Annotated in this window: 14 protein-coding genes; 5 read left to right on the top strand and 9 right to left on the bottom strand. The window is 56.6% G+C overall.

Annotated elements, in window-relative coordinates:
* Positions 1-5: 5 nt before the first annotated feature.
* From MWH26_RS00795 to MWH26_RS00780, 4 genes are all read right to left on the bottom strand, one after another.
* Complete coding sequence (locus MWH26_RS00795) at positions 6-2,348, bottom strand: hybrid sensor histidine kinase/response regulator (RefSeq protein WP_247975654.1); 2,343 nt, start codon at positions 2,346-2,348, stop codon at positions 6-8.
* Between the two features lie 230 nt (positions 2,349-2,578).
* Positions 2,579-4,186, bottom strand: a complete 1,608-nt coding sequence (locus MWH26_RS00790) for an Rne/Rng family ribonuclease (protein WP_247975653.1) — start codon at positions 4,184-4,186, stop codon at positions 2,579-2,581.
* 327 nt (positions 4,187-4,513) lie between these two features.
* Positions 4,514-5,419, bottom strand: a complete 906-nt coding sequence (locus MWH26_RS00785) for a tetratricopeptide repeat protein (protein ID WP_244694655.1) — start codon at positions 5,417-5,419, stop codon at positions 4,514-4,516.
* Positions 5,420-5,501: 82 nt separating this feature from the next.
* On the bottom strand, positions 5,502-5,807 hold the full coding sequence (locus MWH26_RS00780) for an HU family DNA-binding protein (RefSeq protein WP_045690055.1): 306 nt from the start codon (positions 5,805-5,807) through the stop codon (positions 5,502-5,504).
* Between the two features lie 198 nt (positions 5,808-6,005).
* On the opposite strand from MWH26_RS00780, the gene mutY reads away from it, so the two are divergent.
* From mutY to recG, 4 genes are all read left to right on the top strand, one after another.
* Positions 6,006-7,097 (top strand): A/G-specific adenine glycosylase, encoded by a 1,092-nt coding sequence (mutY, locus tag MWH26_RS00775; RefSeq protein WP_247975652.1) that lies wholly within the window; start codon positions 6,006-6,008, stop codon positions 7,095-7,097.
* Between the two features lie 96 nt (positions 7,098-7,193).
* The gene (locus tag MWH26_RS00770) at positions 7,194-7,619 is read left to right on the top strand and encodes a single-stranded DNA-binding protein (protein ID WP_247975651.1); all 426 of its coding nucleotides are present in this window, start codon (positions 7,194-7,196) and stop codon (positions 7,617-7,619) included.
* Positions 7,620-7,766: 147 nt separating this feature from the next.
* Positions 7,767-8,363 (top strand): gliding motility lipoprotein GldD, encoded by a 597-nt coding sequence (gene gldD / locus MWH26_RS00765; RefSeq protein WP_244694651.1) that lies wholly within the window; start codon positions 7,767-7,769, stop codon positions 8,361-8,363.
* Positions 8,364-8,472: 109 nt separating this feature from the next.
* Positions 8,473-10,572, top strand: coding sequence for an ATP-dependent DNA helicase RecG (recG, locus tag MWH26_RS00760; RefSeq protein WP_247975650.1), 2,100 nt, complete (start codon positions 8,473-8,475; stop codon positions 10,570-10,572).
* Between the two features lie 138 nt (positions 10,573-10,710).
* On the opposite strand, the gene MWH26_RS00755 is transcribed toward recG, so the two are convergent.
* A complete protein-coding gene (locus tag MWH26_RS00755) occupies positions 10,711-10,917 on the bottom strand; it encodes a hypothetical protein (RefSeq protein WP_247975649.1) in 207 nt (68 codons plus the stop codon).
* Positions 10,918-11,338: 421 nt separating this feature from the next.
* On the opposite strand from MWH26_RS00755, the gene MWH26_RS00750 reads away from it, so the two are divergent.
* Entirely contained in the window at positions 11,339-12,787 is a 1,449-nt protein-coding gene (locus MWH26_RS00750; protein WP_247975648.1) for a hypothetical protein, read from the top strand.
* A 266-nt stretch (positions 12,788-13,053) separates the two neighbouring features.
* On the opposite strand, the gene MWH26_RS00745 is transcribed toward MWH26_RS00750, so the two are convergent.
* The 4 genes from MWH26_RS00745 to MWH26_RS00730 all read right to left on the bottom strand — a co-directional run bounded on the left by MWH26_RS00745 (position 13,054) and on the right by MWH26_RS00730 (position 18,440).
* The gene (locus tag MWH26_RS00745; protein WP_247975647.1) at positions 13,054-14,484 is read right to left on the bottom strand and encodes a Glu/Leu/Phe/Val family dehydrogenase; all 1,431 of its coding nucleotides are present in this window, start codon (positions 14,482-14,484) and stop codon (positions 13,054-13,056) included.
* A gap of 230 nt (positions 14,485-14,714) precedes the next feature.
* Positions 14,715-16,502, bottom strand: a complete 1,788-nt coding sequence (locus tag MWH26_RS00740) for an acyl-CoA dehydrogenase FadE (protein WP_247975646.1) — start codon at positions 16,500-16,502, stop codon at positions 14,715-14,717.
* Positions 16,503-16,846: 344 nt separating this feature from the next.
* On the bottom strand, positions 16,847-18,025 hold the full coding sequence (locus tag MWH26_RS00735; protein WP_244694645.1) for an acetyl-CoA C-acyltransferase: 1,179 nt from the start codon (positions 18,023-18,025) through the stop codon (positions 16,847-16,849).
* A gap of 46 nt (positions 18,026-18,071) precedes the next feature.
* Complete coding sequence (locus MWH26_RS00730; protein WP_262920531.1) at positions 18,072-18,440, bottom strand: four helix bundle protein; 369 nt, start codon at positions 18,438-18,440, stop codon at positions 18,072-18,074.
* Between the last annotated feature and the right edge of the window lie 18 nt (positions 18,441-18,458).

The following is an 18,458-nucleotide window of genomic DNA, read 5'->3' as shown; positions in this document are numbered from 1 at the left end:
GGAGCTTACTGAGTGCGGGCATCGGCTGGCAGCTCCTGGGCTAGCTCCTGAAGAGCCCGGCGAATTTGGCTTACTATATGATCTGTGGCTGTTGTGCTGGCCGCCGCAGGCTGCCCCATGGGCGGAATGTCCTGTTCCAGTTGCTGCATGGCGGGTAGTACCCCTTGAATACCCAATGACTCCACACTGGGCTTTATGTGGTGAACCAGGGCGGCCACCTGGGCCCAGTTGTGGCTGGCGGCAGCAGCTTCCAACTCAACCAAGCTGGCGGGCATGTTGGTCAGAAACGACTGAATGATTTTGTCTACGAAAGCAGCGCGGCCACGGGCCATGGTCTGCAATTTGGCCAGGTCGTAGCTAGCCCCAGAAGCAAGAGTGGCGGGTTGAATTAGGGCCTCCAAGTGCCGGTATAAGTCCTCTTCTTCAAATGGCTTGGTCAGGCAGGCATTCATGCCGGCGGCTAGGTAGCGGGCATTATCAGCCCGGAAGGCGTTGGCCGTTAGGGCCAGAATGGGGATGTTGGCTTGGGCCGGGTCGGGTAGTTTGCGGATGATGGCTGTGGCCTCCAACCCGCTCATGCCGGGCATCTGAATGTCCATCAATACCGCATCATAGGCCCGGTGTTGAAGCATTTCTACACCGACCTGTCCATTTTCGGCCTCGTCCACCGCTACTCCCCATTCCTCCAGCAGCATGCGGGCTACGTCGCGGTTGATTTCGTTGTCTTCTACTAGCAGCACGCGCCGCCCGCGCAGGGCGCCGGTATCGAAGGCTGAGTGCACGGCGTCCTGGGTTACAGCGGGCGTACGGGGGAAATCCAGCACAAACCGGAAGCGACTACCCTTTCCCGGTTCGCTTTCCACCAGTAAGGTACCTCCCAACTGCTCCACAATGGCGCGCGATATACTCAGTCCCAGCCCCGTCCCTCCGAAACGACGGGTAGTATCGGCGTAAGCCTGGGTAAATCCTTCGAAAATGCGCGTCTGCTGCTCCGGCGGAATGCCTATGCCGGTGTCGGCCACCACAAATTCCACGGTAAGCGTATCGGGGGTAGAGGCCAGCTGGCGGCTGCTAACGGTGATATGGCCGCCAGGCTCCGTGAACTTGATGGCGTTGGCCACCAGATTAATCATAACCTGGTTGATGCGGTATGGGTCGGCGCTAACCCAGGGCAAGGGGCAGGTGTCGCGCAGGGGCATGGCCGTTACGGTCAGCCCCTTTTCCACGGCCTGCATCACCAGCGGTTGCAACGACTCGCCCAGGGAATCACAGAGGTTAAAGGCCGTTTGCTCGAATTCCAGCTTCCCCGACGTGATTTTGGCCATGTCCAGCACGTCGTTGATGATGGTAAGCAGGTGCTGGCCCGAGCTGCGGATAATGCGCACAAACTCCTGCTGGCGGGCATCGAGGCGGGTTTTGGCCAGTTGCCCAGCCATGCCCAGCACCCCGTTCATGGGCGTACGGATTTCATGGCTCATGTTGGCCAGAAAATTCTCCCGGGCCCGCACGGCCGCCTCGGCCTCATCTTTAGCCCGGTTCAACTCCTGCTCTACCAGAATGCGCTTTGTAATATTGACCAAATACAAGTTAGCGTACCCTTCCTCCCCGAAAGGGGCCACAAAAACCGTATAGAAACCTTCGCCTACAGAAATATCCACCTGCCAGGGCTGGCTATGCTCTAAGGCAGTAGCCGCTAGTCCCTGGGCCTTGGCCAGCAACCGAGTCTGGTCGGCTTCGCTCAGGGATTTGAATAGGAAATTGGCCGCTTGGTTGGTGTAGAGCAGTTGCCCCGTCCCATCCAAACGGAAAATAGGATTAGGGTTCTGCCCCGGAATGCTGGCTACGGCCCGCAGCCGATCCGTGGCTTGGCGATATTCCGTAACGTCGCGCAGCCTGATCAGCACGTTGCTACCCGTGCCAGTGTCGGCGGGAATGGGCATAAAGTCCCGCTCTAACACGCGGCCATCGGCCAGCTCCACGGGGTCGTTAAATACGGGCGCTCCTTGCTGCCGTTTGCTATGCACGGCTTGGGCAAAGCGCCCGGGGTCCGTGGTAAGCGGCATCAGAATAGTGGTCAGTTCTTGCCAGGGCCGGCCTACCCAGTAACTAGCGGGTTCCTCTAGCTCCCAGAGCGCACAAAACCGGTCGTTAATCAACGCTATTTGGCCCGCTTCATCCGTGAGCAACACCCCTTCCTGCAGATGGCTGACCAACTGATCCAGGCGGCGTTCGGCGGCGACGGTGGCAGAGGAGGCCTCACGCAAAGCTTCTTCCAGCGCCTGAATCCGCAGTTGAGCCTGTTCTAGATCCAAAGGCGAGTCGGCGGCAGTAGCGGAGGTGGAATTCATAGCGGAAGAAACGGCGTCCCCGAAAGTACTAGCTACCCTGCTCAACGGTCCTGAACTCTGGCTGAATGGCTCTTTTTACCCAGCCAATAGGGAGTTCAGGCAAGCGAATAGCTTAGCCTACCCCGAATGCACTACCCGTACCTACCGGCTTAGACCAAAAAACCCGCGTTGCTTCCTTGCAACGCGGGCTTTTCTTCTATCAGGAGGAGTTTTCTCGCAGAAAAAATCCGTCAGTCAGTTATTTCCAATTCCCGGTCCTGCAACCGGCTCATGGCCGCCGCGGCCGAGTGCAGCTCGATTTCCTCGCCGTGCTCGTCCTCGATGCGGTACTCAGTGAGGCCCAGACTTGTGTCTTTCATCACCTTTACCCACTTGTAATACTTCAGGTACCATTTCATTTGCCGACTTACCAAGCCTTTGGTGTAGTAAGCATGCAGGAAAGGATGCACCGAAAGCGTAATACCCGACTGGTTTTGAGCTACCAGCAGGTCGTCAATGCTGTTGTCGATTTCGTCCGTCACGAGGATGGAAGCCGAAATCTTGCCCGTGCCACCGCAGGTAGGGCACACCTCACCGGTGACAATGGCTTCGGCCGGCCGCACGCGCTGCCGGGTAATCTGAAGCAGGCCAAACTTGGTAATGGGGAGGATGGTGTAGCGGGCCTTGTCCTGCTTCATGATGTGGTGCACCGCATCTTCCACCTTCTTGCGGCTCTCGCCCGACTTCATATCAATGAAATCGACGACGATAATGCCGCCCATGTCGCGCAGCCGGAGCTGGCGGGCTACCTCTTTGGCGGCCGCGAGGTTCACGTGCAGGGCCGTGGCCTCTTGGTCGCCTTCCTGGTTGCTCTTGTTGCCGGAGTTTACGTCGATGACGTGCAGAGCCTCCGTGTGTTCGATGACCAGGTAACCGCCGCCGGGCACGGTCACGGTTTTGCCAAACAGCGTTTTCAGCTGCTTCTCAATGCCGTGCTGCTCGAAAACTTTCACCTTGCCGGTGTGCAGCTTCAGGAGCCCGAGCTTGTCGGGTGCAATCTGCTGCAGGTAGCTGCGCATCTCCTCGTACATCGTCGATGAGTCCACGGTAATGGCATCGAACGATTCGTTGAGCATGTCGCGCAGCATGGAGCTGGTGCGGCCCAGCTCACCCAGTACCTTGTCGTTGGGCTTGCCCGCGCGCAGGTTCTGGAAGAGCGTTTCCCACTTGCTCACCATGCTTTGCATGTCCTTGTCGAGCTCAGCCACCTCGCGGCCCTCGGCCACGGTGCGGATAATCACGCCAAAGTTGTCGGGCTTGATGGAGGCAATGAGCCGCTTGAGCCGCTCCCGCTCCGTCTTGCTGACAATCTTCTTGGATACGCTGATGGTATTCGAAAACGGAACCAGCACCAGGTAGCGGCCGGCCATGGAAATATCCGTGGACAGGCGCGGGCCCTTGGTGGAAATTGGCTCCTTTACAATCTGAACCAGTAGCTGCTGGCCCTTCTTGAGGGTGTTGTCGATTTTGCCGACTTTGTCGAGCGTCCCGTCAAACTGGAAGGTTTTCAGGGGGCCAACGGTAATTTTCTGCGATTGTACGCCTTTGCCCCACTTCACCAGGGAAGGAAAATTCTCCCCCAGGTCGCCGTAGTGCAGGAAGGCGTCTTTTTGGTACCCAATGTCAATGAACGCGGCGTTCAGACCGGGCATAACTTTCTTGACCGTGCCCAGGAAGATGTCACCGACTGAGTAGGCGGTGTCGTTGCGGTCGAAATGATATTCGATGAGCCGCTTGTCCTGTAGCAGGGCAATCCGTTCTCCGTCCTGAGTAGAATTAATGATTAATTCGTTACTCAATGGATTAAGCGGTTAGAGTAGCACCCGGCGAAAGCAACTGCCCTACCTCCCCGAAACCCGTAAAGGGAAGCCAGTGCATAACAGCACCGGCTTCCCTTCCAAGCCAGGGGGAAAGCATATAGCTAGCCACTCTCCGAGATACTAAGTGAGAGATAGACGAGGACGTTTCCCACAGGAAATCCGCGCCAGCAAACCCCGGAAGGGCTTACTTCTTCTTGTGACGGTTCTTGCGCAGACGCTTCTTCCGCTTGTGAGTGGCAATCTTATGACGCTTTCTCTTTTTACCGCAGGGCATGAGTTGAGATGGTTAAGGGTTGTAAAAAATACTTAGTTCAGCTTTTGCAATTGCTCATCCACTGAAGCCGCCAGGGCGGGGTCGGTGCTGAGGCTTTTGGCCTTCTGGAAGGCTTTGCGGGCTTCTTCTTTGGCCCCGGTCTGGGCTAAAGAGACGCCAAGATAGAACTGTCCGTTGACGTTTTCAGTGTTAACGTTCACCAGTTCCCGGAAACGCTCCACGGCCTTATCGTACTGGCTGCTTTGAATGGCCAGTAAGCCAAGGTTATACAGCGCCTTTTCGTTGCGAGGATCCGCGGCCAGAACTTCTCGGAGCAACGTAATGCCCTGCACCGGATTGTCGCTGGCCATGTAGGCCATACCCAGGTTGGTTTTGGCGTCAAGGTTGTCGGGATTGTTTTTCAAGACTTTCCCGTACAGTTCCTGGCACTTGGCCCCCAGCAGTTTCTGCCGCTCCTCCGTAGCCGCGAAGCTGTAGGCTTCGAAGTACTCATCGGCGGCCCGCTGCCAGGCTTGCTCACCGGGGCGAGCAATGGCAACCTGCTCGAAGTAATACCCGGCGCTGTCGAACTTCTCGACGGCCTTGTACTTGGCCGCCAGCTCCTGAGCCAACCGCAGGCGGCCCGTCAAGTCGGCGCCCGAGGCCTCATACTTCGCCAGCAACCCATTGATTTCCTGGCGCTGAGCAGCAGGCACCGTCATGTGCGGCTGCTCAGGCCCAACCGTTGTGGGCTGCTCTCCGGAGGAAGCTATGGCTTTGGAACCGTTGGTAGCAGGTCCGCCGCCGTCGCGGTTGGCAGTTTGCGCCGCATCTTGGGCCAGTTCCCCTCGCCCTTCTTTGGGCTTGACAACTACCTTCGGCAACAAAAACAAACCGGCCACCAGCGCAACCGCCAGGGCCAGAATCAGGAGTTGGTGCTTGGAAGAATTGGTAGTCATTAGCAGGAAAAAAAGCCGGCCGCCGGAGTTCCGAAACTGGAATTCCCGGCGGCTCAGCCGGCAATATTACAACAAGTGCGGGTTAGGCGTTGGCCGTTTCCTTGATCTTCTTGCTGTTTTTGATTTTGCCGATGAAAGTTTTCGACGGCTTGAAGCTCGGGATGAAATGCTCGTCGATGATGATCGACGTGTTTTTCGAGATGTTACGGGCGACTTTCTTCGCGCGCTTTTTGTTCACGAAGGAGCCAAAGCCACGCACGTAGATGTTGTTGCCGTCGGCCATGGAGTCCTTCACAACTTTGAAGAAGGCTTCTACGGTAGCCGAAACGTCTGCCTTTTCAATGCCAGTTTTGTCGGCAATTTCGGCGATTACTTCTGCTTTAGTCACGCTGGTAAGTGTACTAGGGAGTGAAAAATATTATGTTGGCAAAATGATGCCGTCCTCAAAACGTAAGCACTTGCCCGGTAAGAGTTTGCCTACGTTTTGAGGGGCACAAAGGTAGCCCCCTTTTTCGGTTTTACAAATGGTTTTCGTGCAATCCGTTCTGCTTCCCCGGTTGCATCCAACTTATTCTTTCTCAAAGCCTTGACATTTTCTTTAACTGCTCCTAACCAATCGTGGTTCGCGGGGGCGCTGCTGAACTGGTATCCGCGCCACCGCCGCGACCTACCCTGGCGTCATACCCGCGACCCATATGCCATTTGGCTGTCGGAGGTAATTCTGCAGCAAACCCGGGTGAAACAGGGCCTGCCCTACTACCTCGATTTCATCACCAGCTACCCCACCGTGCACGACCTGGCCGCGGCTCCGCAAGATGAGGTGCTGCGCCACTGGCAGGGCCTGGGCTACTACTCCCGGGCCCGCAACATGCACCACACGGCCCAGCAGGTAGTGCAGGAGTACGGCGGGCAGTTTCCGGGTTCTTATGGGGAGTTGCTGAAGCTGCGCGGTGTGGGCCAGTATACGGCCGCCGCCATTGCCTCCTTCGCCTACGATGAGCAAGTAGCAGTGCTCGATGGCAACGTGTACCGGGTGTTGGCCCGGGTGTTTGGTCTGACCCAGGACATTGCGGCGCCGGCCAGCCGGAAGGTGTTTCAGCAACTGGCCGATACATTGATTCCGGCGGACCACCCAGCGGAGTTCAACCAGGCTATTATGGAGTTTGGAGCCATTCAGTGCACGCCTCTGAAGCCAGATTGCCTGTTTTGCCCGCTGCAAAGCCAGTGCTACGCCTTCCAGCACGGCATGGTGCAAGAGCTACCCGTAAAGAGCAAGGCCAAAGCCGCCCGTACCCGTTACTTTCACTACTTGGTGCTACGGCACGGGAACACCCTGTATTTGCGCAAGCGCGGCCCCAAAGACATCTGGGAGGGCCTGTACGATTTCGCCTTGCACGAAGACGATACGGCCGAACTACCCGCCCCAACGCTAGTAGAAGCGGTAGAAAAGTTAGGCGGCCGGCTGGCGGCTAACCACGCGGAGGAGCCCGTGCGCAGCTTGCGCCATGTGCTAAGCCATCAGAAGGTAGAAGCCAAGTTTCACCCGTTGTGGCTGGCGGAGCCCCTACCTTCCGCGGCGTTACTGGCTACCGGCCTGCTACCCTACCAAGCGGCTGAGATTGAGGAACTGCCCAAACCCATGCTTATAGCTAATTATATTAGCAATATCGGCATCTAACCAACTAAATTATTTGGTATTTTAAATAGTAATTCGTATATTTATAACAGGAAATACATCCTCATTTACAGCAATAACCAACTCACTACCAATAGTATGGCAGGCGTGAACAAAGTTATTTTAGTCGGTAACTTAGGCAAAGACCCAGAAGTACGGCACTTGGAAGGTGGTACCAGCGTAGCCCATTTTACGCTGGCCACCAATGAATACTACAAAGACAAGCAGGGCAACCGCGTAGAGCGTACGGAATGGCACAACATTGCCGCGTGGCGGGGCCTGGCGGAGCTGGCCGAGAAGTACTTGCGCAAAGGCCAGCAGGTGTACGTAGAAGGCAAGATCCGGACCCGGCAGTACCAGGATAAGGACAACCAGACGCGCTACATCACGGAAATCATTGCCGATGAAATTTCCATGCTGGGTGGTCGGCCTCAGGGTAGCGAAAGCGTCTCTCCTCAACCGGCCACCACGGAAGCTCCTACTACCTTCCGCCAGGAACCGGAACTAGACCAGTTGCCGTTCTAAGTCTGCGCAGCTTAACCCTTCGTACAAGCCCCGGTTTCTGCCGGGGCTTTTTGCGTTTTCGGGCGCGCGCTTGGCCGGGGGCGAAAACGGTGAACCTCTGCGCTGCTTTCTTAGCTACCTTTGATTACTCATTTGCTTTTGCTTCGCATGGCCGTTTATCCAATGCTGCGTGCTGGGGGTGCAGTTCTCGCTTTGCTGGCCCTGGCCGCCGGCTGCACCTCTACCCCTGACTTTACGCCCAAGCCGAAAGGCTACAACCGCATCGACCTGCCCCCGCATGCCTACCAGCAGTTGGGGCCCGGCCACCCGTATCAGTTTGAGTACTCGCGCTACGCCAAGATTCTGCGCGACTCCTCCTACCTGGCCCAGCCCCACTGGATTAACGTGTACTACCCCTCGTTGCAGGCTAACGTGCAGGTGACATACGCCAGCCTAGCCGGCAAGCCCCAACTTTACAGCAAGCTGCTGGAAGATGCCCGCAAGCTCACCAGCAAGCACGAAATAAAAGCTACGGCCATCGACGAGAACGTGCTCAAAACGCCCCATGGCATGCGTGTATCCGTGTTTGAGCTGCAGGGCGAGGTACCTAGCCAGTTTCAGTTTTATACCACCGACAGCACCAAGCACTTTTTCCGGGGCGCCCTCTACTTCCGGACTGCTACCGCTAACGATTCGCTGGCGCCGGTGATTGATTACGTTAAGCAGGACATCGTGCGCATGCTGAACACGCTGCACTATCAATAAGCCACTGGCTTATCGTCACTGGCTGTTAGCTTTGTTCTGACAGCATGTAGAGTCCACAATCATCAATAACAGCTAACAGCTAACGGCCAACAGCTAACAGCTGATTAGAATGAGTAACTTCTTTCAAACCAAGATAGAATTTCTGCGCGGCGTGGGGCTGCAGCGGGCTCAGCTTCTGCAGAAAGAGTTGGGCCTGTTCACCTACGGCGACCTAATCCAGCGCTACCCTTTCCGCTACCTCGACCGTACCCAGTTCTACAACATCTGCGACTTGCACGATGACCTGCCCTACGTGCAAGTGAAGGGCATCCTGCGCGGGCGGGAAGTAGTAGGCGAAGGACCCAAGAAGCGCATGGTAGCCAAGCTCGCCGATGCCAGTGGGGAGCTGGAGTTGGTGTGGTTTAAGGGCGTGAACTACCTGGAAAAGATCATCAAAAATCACCAGGAGTACATTGTCTTTGGCAAGCCAACCATGTTTAACGGGCGGCCCCAGATGGCTCATCCCGAGCTGGAGGAGGTCACGGAGGCCAAAGCTGGCCAGAGCTACCTGCAGCCGGTGTACAACACCACCGAAAAGCTCAAAAATTACCACCGGGTTGATAGCAAGGCCATTGCCCGCATGGTGGCCGACCTGCTCAAGCTGGCCCTGCCCCAGGTGCACGAAACCCTGTCGCCGGACCTGATTCAGCAGTACGGGCTGATGGAGAAGGCCATGGCGCTCCAGCAGATTCACTTCCCGCAAAGCACGGAGCTTCTCCAGACGGCCCGGTTCCGGTTGAAATTCGAGGAGCTGTTTTACGTGCAGCTCAAGCTGCTGCGCCAGAAAGATCAGCGCAAAGTCACGCTGGCCGGCCAGATTTTCAAGGAAGTGCCTACCCTCGTGCACTTCTACAAAAACGTAATGCCCTTCGATCTGACGGGCGCCCAGAAGCGGGTTATTCACGACATCTACAAGGATTTCTGCTCGGGCCAGCAGATGAACCGCCTCCTACAGGGCGACGTAGGCTCGGGCAAAACCATTGTGGCCTTTATCAGCATGCTCATGGCCGCCGACAACGGGGCGCAGAGCTGCCTGATGGCGCCTACCGAAATTCTGGCCGATCAGCACTACGTGGGCCTGAAGCACTTTGCCGATATGCTGGGGCTGAAAATTGGCAAGCTCACGGGCAGCACCCGCACCGCCGAGCGCCGCGTTCTGCATGAGCAGCTTCGCTCCGGCGAAATGCACATGCTGGTGGGTACCCACGCCCTGCTGGAAGACGTAGTGCAGTTCCGGAACCTGGGCCTGACGGTGATGGACGAACAGCACCGCTTTGGGGTAGCGCAACGCTCCAAGCTTTGGCAGAAAAACCCTCATGTAATTCCCCACGTGCTGGTGATGACGGCCACGCCCATTCCGCGCACCCTGGCCATGACCCTGTACGGCGACCTGGACGTATCCGTGATTGACGAGCTACCGGCCGGCCGTAAGCCCATTGTCACGGTGCACCGTTTCGACTCGAACCGATTAAAAGTGTTCGGCTTTCTGCGCGACCAAATCAAACTTGGCCGCCAGGTCTACATCGTGTACCCACTGATTGAGGAAAGCGAAACCATGGCCGACTACAAGGACCTGATGGATGGGTACGAGAGTGTAGCGCGCGCCTTCCCGGAGTTCCAGATCAGCATTATGCACGGGCGCATGAGCGCCGCCGAAAAGGACGCCGAAATGCAGCGGTTCGTGAAAAACGAAACCCAGATTATGGTAGCCACTACCGTTATCGAGGTAGGCGTAAACGTGCCCAACGCCTCCGTAATGGTGATTGAGAGCACCGAGCGGTTTGGCCTCTCGCAGCTGCACCAGCTGCGGGGCCGGGTGGGCCGCGGGGCCGACCAGAGCTATTGCATTCTGATGAGCGGCTACAAGCTCAGCAAGGACTCGCGCACCCGCATTGAGACGATGGTACGCACCAACAACGGTTTTGAAATTGCCGACATCGACCTGAAACTGCGCGGCCCCGGCGACCTGATGGGCACCCAGCAAAGCGGCGTGCTAGATTTGCTGATTGCTGATCTGGCCAAGGATGGGCGCATCCTGACCGAGAGCCGGGCGGCCGCGCAGCAACTCATTAACGAAGATCCTGGCCTTAGTAAACCCGAAAACCTGGCTATCCGCCGCCACATTGAGAGCCTACCTGCTACGGCCGTTAACTGGAGCCGAATTAGCTAAGCCGGGCGCAGCATTAGTCAGGAAATTAAGAAAAGCCGTCCCGGCTGGGGAAGTAGTACTTCCCCAGCCGGGACGGCTTTTTGGCGGAATGGGCACAAAAAAAGCGACTTCTAAGAAAGTCGCTTACCGGTAGCTGGATTATTCAAGCGTATTGGCGGTTGTTGCGGGAGCTGTGGTTTGCCAGAAGCGGGAACCACCTCCCGGAATCTGTCGCTTGACCGAATTCTGGCCCTCCGACAAGGAAGCATTTTGAACTGGAACTTGCCAGCTACTGCGCACTGCCTTGGCCGCCACCGGAACGGTTGACTGCTGGCTTAGTTTGCCGAGGATGACAAGCGAAATCATGAGAGAAAAACGAAGTAAAGATTTCATAGCGTATTGCTGATTTAGGGCGGCCCGAGGGCTTACAAACTTCGAGCCAGACTAGCTTCGGTTAAAGGGCGTTAGTGGTGGAAAAGGAGGAAGAAAATCCAGACAAACAGTTGGCTTTCAGCTAGAAGCAACGAAAATATTCATATTTAGGGCTCTTCTTTACTACCTCATTTTCCGACTGATCTTTCCGGACTCTTCCAGTATCGGGTGCAAAGATCAACTATTCCCTGGGCTTTTTGCTGCCCTCAGAGTTAAGCCTGCATGAATATTCCGTTATCGGGCCAAGAGCTGACTTACCCGGCGCGAGGTGTAGGAGAGTGCCGCTGAAGTTGGATATCTTTGGAAGATATAGTTCTCATTTTTCGCGTCTTCACTTACTTAATTCCCTTTTTCCGTGCGTTTTTTCTTTGTACTCGCAGCCGGTTTTTCGCTGGCTAGCCTACTAACGAATCTGACTCCAGCGGTAGGACAACGGGTGAAATCAGCACCCTTCAGCTACGTGCCAGAACGCGCCGACGACCGGTACAACCAGCGCGTGACCCGGAAAACCCTGGCCCTACCCTCCGGTGGCTTCGTGATACTGGCGCATAAATCGGGTACGGAGTACGCCGTGGAGCGCTACGACGCGGACTTGAAGCGCCTGTGGAGTACGCCCCTAGCCCTGGGGGCCGGTGAAGCTGTGGACGGATTTGCGCGCAGCAGTGGGCAAGCGCTGGTCGTGACGCACGCCACCGGAGCCGCCCAGCAGCTCTCAGCCTATAGCCTAGACCTCAGTAATGGCCAGAAAAGCCCGGTTAAAAAGCTGACTGAAACCGGCCCGCGCGACCGGCGCCCTGGCGTGGCCTTCTCCCCCGACGGTACCAAGCTGGTGGTGTGGCGCTACCTCACCCGCAACGAGCAAATTAGGGCCATCAGCGCTACCGTGTACGATGAGAAGCTGCTCAAACTAAAGGACCGCACCTATGATTTCCATGATCAGGGCGGCTTCTTTTCCACTACCGTGGAAGTCGGCAATGATGGTTCGCAGTTTGTGACGCTCGTTAGTGACGGAATGAAGAAGCTTACCGTTCGCCGCTACCGCAACGATTCGCCGGAAGTCAAGGTGATGTCCGTGTCGGTGGGTGGCACGTTCGGGGGCAAGGAAGTCAACGTGTTTGATTCCCGGTTTTCCCTGCAGCCCGACAACACCCTCTATGCCGCCGCTATCTGTAACGAGCGAGAAAGTGGCCTGTATCACAGCCTGAAAGTAGTAAAGTTTGACTTTTCGGGTGAGGGTGAAATGAAGTTTGCCCCCGAAGTGAAGTTCAGTCCCGAATATTTGGCGGAAACCAACAAGGCCACGGGTGCCACGACCAAGCGCCTAGAAGATGTGTACCTGACGGACCTGCTGCTGACTGACGAGAAGCAGCTGGTGGTGGTAGGCGAAAAGAAGTACGAGGAAGGCGGCGACGACTCCCCCGGCCACACCCGGGAACTGCACTTGTTCGGTTACAACGAGTTTCAGACGCCTTCCTGGCACCGCATCATTGCCAAAGACCAGGTAGCTCCGGCCGCCGAGGGCTTCAGCAGCATCGGCTACCGGGCCGCCGTGTTCGGGCCCGATATTCAGGTAGTAACTTGGGAGAAAATCAAAAATAAGTCAGACCTGTACCTGCGCCGCGTGAACGCGCAAACGGGCGCAGTGCAGGAGCCGAAAGGCCTCGGGCTCAACGTGGCTTCCGACCAAAATCCGTCGTACGTCAAGGATTTCACTACCTGGCTCGACGCCAAAACAATTATTGGCGTCAGCCGGCCCAGCAAGAAATCCGCTTCACTGATGCTGAATAAAATTGCCGTAAAGTAGGCGTTACTCCCGCAATAAAAACGCGGTGGCTTCTTCACTAAACAGGCCGCTCCCGGTGTCGGGAGCGGCCTGTTTGGCTTACTTAGGTTGCGTGGATAACAGAAAATTTTGAGTCAAGAAAGACCGTCATGCAGAGCCGGAGGCGAAGCATCTCGCTTGAATCGTTGGGTTACCATTGCAGCCTCAGCACGCGAAATGCTTCACCTCCGGCTCTGCATGACTACCTTATAATTCACTGTCCGCACAGCTTAGAACTGGCCAATAGCTTACGGAAAGATGCCCAGCGACTGGTAGCTGACGCCAATCTTCTCGATGGCGCTGTAGAAGGCAGCCGTGCGTAGGTCTGTGATGCCGTTTACCTCATCCATCACCTTCCGGATATTCTGGTAGGCCGTAATCATGGTGTCTTCCAGACCGGAGCGCACGAGGTCAATCTCGTCGGCGCCGTGCACAATGAGCTGGCGTTCCTCGGGGGTAATGGTCTTGCCCGTGGTGCGCTCAATAGTGGTTACCAGACGGCGCATGGCGCCTTCCTCGGCCCGCTTGCCCATCCGCCCGAAGCGCACGTTCGAGAGGTTCTTCAGCCACTCAAAGTACGATACGGTTACGCCGCCAGCGTTGAGGTAGAGGTCGGGTAGAATGACGATGCCCCGCTCCAGCAGAATCTTCTCGGCGCCCTGGGTGGTAGGACCATTGGCTCCCTCGGCAATGATTTTGGCTTTAATATTCGCGGCGTTGCCCTCATGAATCTGGTTTTCCAGGGCGGCCGGCAGCAGCACGTCGCACTCCCGTTCCAGTAAGTCCAGGGAGTTCTCCACATTCTCCGCTCCCGCAAAGCCCAGGATGGAACCTGTCTCCTCCCGGTGCTTGAATACAGCCGCTACATCTAGCCCACTAGCGCTGAAAATACCGCCCTCCCGCTCTGCTATACCCGTAATGACGGCTCCCGCCTCTTGGCAAAAGTGAGCGGCATAGTATCCCACATTGCCCAGGCCCTGCACAATAATACGCTTGCCGGCAATGCCGCTAGTCAGGCCCATCTTTTCAAGCATGGGCTCATCCAGCAGCAACTCACGCAGCCCATAGAACACCCCCAGGCCGGTGGCTTCCGTCCGGCCCCGGATGCCGCCCTGGCCTACTGGTTTGCCAGTCACGCAACCGAGGGCATTGGTGTCGCCGTACTTGAAGGTCATGTACGTATCGGCAATCCAGGCCATTTCCCGGCTGCCCGTACCGTAGTCGGGAGCGGGTACGTCCATGCCGGGGCCAATCAGGTTTTTCTTGATCAGTTCACTGGCGTAACGGCGCGTAACGCGTTCCAAGGTTTGCACCGAGGTAGTACGCGGATTGATTTTTACCCCACCTTTCGCGCCGCCAAATGGCACGTCTACCAGGGCGCACTTGAAGGTCATGAGGGTAGCCAGGGCCATTACTTCCTCCTCATCCACATACACGCTGTAGCGGATGCCGCCTTTGCTGGGCAGCTTATGGTGGCTGTGCTGCACCCGAATGCCCTCGAATACTTGCACGCTCCCATCTACCTCAACCGGGAAGTTCACCTTATAAATGCTGTTACACACCCGAATCTGGGCAATAATGCCGGTGTCCAGCTTCGAGAAGCTGGCCGCATGATCATAAAACCGCAGCACACTTTCGTAAAAGTCCTTGCCTTTTACTTGCTCGTTGGCGTTGCTCATAAGAAGTGGAAGGTTGATGGTGGGTAGTCTACTATGCAACGGCTGAGATAAGTGCCGCGTTGTCGTTGAGTAGCCCCTTCCTGCCTCCAGCTTACCTACCGGGCAATATGAGCAGACCAACAAAAAAGCCGCTCCCGAACACGGAAGCGGCTTTGAACGCACCAGGAGCGTAAGTTGGGGAGCCGCCTGCCAGCAGCCCTACCCTTCTCTGCACCCGATAAACTAGTGAGTTAGTACACGTACTCGTTGGCGGCAATCAGCACGTCGGCAATGCGGCGGCGGGCGTCCTTGGCGTTGTAGAGGTCGGCTTTGGTGAAGCGCTTTAGGCCCATGGCTAGCAGGCGCTGCTCGTCGCCTTCGGTCATGGAAGCAATGGCGTCCTTGCCGAACTTGTTCACCAGGTCTACCGTGTCGTAGAGGTACACGCGGGCAATATCCATTTGGGTGGCCAGTGCCTCCTCGCCTTTCACACCCGCTTCTTTCTCCACGCGCAGCAGCGTGCTTTCGGCCGTGTACACTTTAATAGCCATGTCGGCAATGTTCATGAGTACTTCCTGCTCCTTAGCCAGGGAGTTCATGTACTTCTGCACGGCCGTGCCCGCTACCATTAGAATGGCCTTCTTCAGTTTCTGAATGGTTTTCTTCTCGGCGGCGAACAGACCGGTTTCCTCCTCGAGGTTGAAATCCGGAATAGCCATCAGCTCCTGCTGCACGGCCTGGGCGGGGCCCATCAAGTCCAGCTCACCTTTCATGGCCTTTTTCAGGATCATGTCTACGGCCAGCATGCGGTTGATTTCGTTCGTACCCTCGAAGATGCGGTTGATGCGCGAATCCCGGTAAGCGCGGTCCATGGGGTAGTCGGCCGAGAAGCCGTAGCCACCGTACACCTGCACGCCTTCGTCCACTACGTAGTCGAGCACCTCGGAGCCTTCTACCTTCAGAATGGCGCACTCCACGGCAAACTCGCGGGCCGCACCCAGCAAGGCTTCGTTGTGGCTCTGACCCTTCGCCAGCAGTTCCTGCTCCATGCGGGCAATGTCCATACCGGCGCGGTAAATAGCCGACTCCACGGCGTAAATGCGCACGGCCTGCTGGGCCAGCTTGTACTTGATAGCACCGAACTTGCTGATGGGCAGCTTGAACTGTACCCGCTCGTTGGCATACTTCACGCTCAGGGTAGCGGCCATTTTGGTGGCGCCCAAGCAAGCAGCGGCCAGCTTAATGCGGCCAATGTTCAGGATGTTGAAGGCAATGAGGTGGCCTTTGCCAATTTCGCCCAGTACTGCCGACTTCGGCACTTTCACATCGGACAGAAACACTTGGCGGGTAGAGGAGCCCTTGATGCCCATCTTGTGCTCCTCGTTGCCAAGGCTCAGACCAGGCGTGTTCCGCTCCACAATGAAGCCGGTGAACTTGTCGCCGTCTACCTGCGCAAACACGATGAATACGTCGGCGAAACCACCGTTGGTAATCCACATTTTCTGGCCGTTGAGCACGTAATGCTCGCCGTCCTCGGTGGGCATGGCTTTGGTTTTGGCGCCCAGAGCGTCGGAACCGGAGCCGGGCTCAGTGAGGCAGTAGGCCCCCATCAATTCCCCACTGGTCAGGCCGGGCAGGTACTTGGCCTTCTGCTCCTCGTTGCCGAAGTACAGAATAGGTAGCATGGCAATACCGGTATGAGCCGCAAAAGCCACCGGGAAAGAGTGGCCGCCACCAACGCCTTCCGTCACGCGCAGGGAGGTAGTGAAGTCCATATCTAGGCCGCCAAACTGCTCCGGAATGCTCACCCCGAACAGGCCCAACTCGCCAGCTTTTTCCATTAGGCCGCGCATCAGTCCTTCTTCGTGGTTGTCGAGGCGCTCCAGCAGGGGCTGCACTTCCTTCTCCACGAAGTCTAGGGCCGTCTGGTGCATCATGTTCTGCTCCTCCGAGAAATCGGCGGGGGTGAATACGTCCTGCGCGGCGGTTTCTTTAATGATGAACTCGCCGCCTTTCACAAGCTTGTTGGTTACTTCCATGACCGGGTGAGATGTTGGATTGGAGAAAATCGAAGTCGAAAAAGGAAAGAAAATGCTCGGCTTGCCTACTATTTGGCGGTGAGCTAGCCGCGCTGTTCTGTTGTACCGAAAGATACAAAAATATGTTATGCTTGCCGACTACTTCACGAAAAGAAAACCCCGGTTTAGCGGGGAATCCTTTCTGAGTGTACTGCCGAACGAAGTAGAGACACAATGGTTAAGCCTCGTCGTTATTGACATTGCTTAACCGGCGCGGTGCCAGCCGTTCAGCTTGTGCCGTGAGCGGCTGAGTTTTCCGCCCCCACTTGGTTACGGACCGCTCACGGCACAGGCTGCAATGGGTACTACTTCAGCAGCTCGTAGATGCCGGCCACGCCCTGGCCGCCGCCTACGCAGGCGGTTACCATGCCGTACTTCTGGCCCCGCTCGCGTAGTTCGTGGAACAGCTGAATGCTGAGCTTAGCGCCGGAGCAGCCCAGCGGGTGGCCCAAGGCAATAGCACCGCCGTTCACGTTCAGCTTGCTCTCGTCAATATCCAGCTCGCGGGTAATGGCAATGGACTGGGAGGCAAAGGCCTCGTTCAGCTCAATTAGGTCAATGTCTTGGAGCTGCATGCCGGCCTGCTTCAGCGCCTTCGGAATGGCCTTAATGGGCCCCATACCCATGATGCGTGGGTCGATGCCCTCAGTGGCATAGGTAATCATGCGGGCAATGGGCTCCAGGTTCAGCTCCTTCACCATGCGCTCCGACATCACCAGCACAAAGGCCGCGCCATCAGAAGTTTGTGAGGAGTTGCCGGCCGTTACCGAGCCGTTTTGAGCGAATACCGGGCGCAACTTGGCCAGCGCTTCCAAAGAAGTATCAGCCCGGGGACCTTCGTCGGTATCGACTACGTAGGAGCGGGTTTTCTTCTTGCCGGTGGCTTGGTCGAGATAGGTTTCCTCTACCGTGATGGGCACAATCTGCTCCTTGAACTTGCCCGCCTGAATGGCTTTGATGGCCTTCTGGTGGGAGTTGTAGGCAAACTGGTCCTGGTCCTCGCGGGACACTTTGTAGTCCTGCGCCACAGCTTCGGCCGTGAGGCCCATGCCGAGGTAGTAGTCGGGGTGTTGCTGGGCGAGCTTGTAGTTGGGCACCGTTTTCCAGCCTACGGTGGGTACCATGCTCATGCTCTCGGTTCCACCCGCCACAATGCAGTCGGCCATGCCGGCCGTGATTTTGCTGGCGGCCATGGCAATGGTTTCCACGCCGGAACCGCAGTAACGGTTCACGATGAGGCCCGATACATTCATGGGCAGAGCCAGCAGCGAAATCAGGCGACCCATTTGTAGGCCCTGCTCAGCTTCCGGCACCGCGTTGCCTACCATCACGTCGTCGATGCGTGTGGGGTCGAGGGCGGGCACGGAGGCTACCAAATGCTTGATAACGTCGGCGGCGAGGTCATCGGGGCGGGTGAAGCGGAAACCGCCGCGGGTGGCTTTGCCCACGGCCGTGCGGTAACCTGCTACGATATATGCATTCATGTTTTTAGAAGTTAGAGGTGAGAACTTGGAGCTTAGACTCTAGTAATTAGTTCTCAGGTTGAAGACTTTTTTGAAAGCCGTAGAGCATTCTTTGTAGTTCTGATAATTCAGCTGTGACTACTTGCAATTGTTCTTCCCTTATATACCCGAAGTCGGCAGCTAGAATGAACTGGGTTTCCAGTTCATAGGCAGATCCGGTAGCAACAGAGAGAAACTGGCTGAAATCCTTAGCTGAACCGCGACCAGCACCTTCCGCAATATTAGAGGGGATAGAAACAGCCGCCCGACGCATCTGTGAGGTTAAGCCGAAACGCTCATCACTGGGAAAGTTGGCACAACACTGATAAGTCAGCTTGGTAATCAGCATCGCCTTCTGCCAGATCTTTAAATCTCGAAATCGATGCCGACTTACCATACAGAACAACTCTAAGTT

The organism is Hymenobacter sublimis (genome assembly GCF_023101345.1).
GTDB classification, from domain to species: Bacteria; Bacteroidota; Bacteroidia; order Cytophagales; family Hymenobacteraceae; genus Hymenobacter; species Hymenobacter sublimis.
This window is presented reverse-complemented; position numbering and strand designations above follow the sequence as displayed.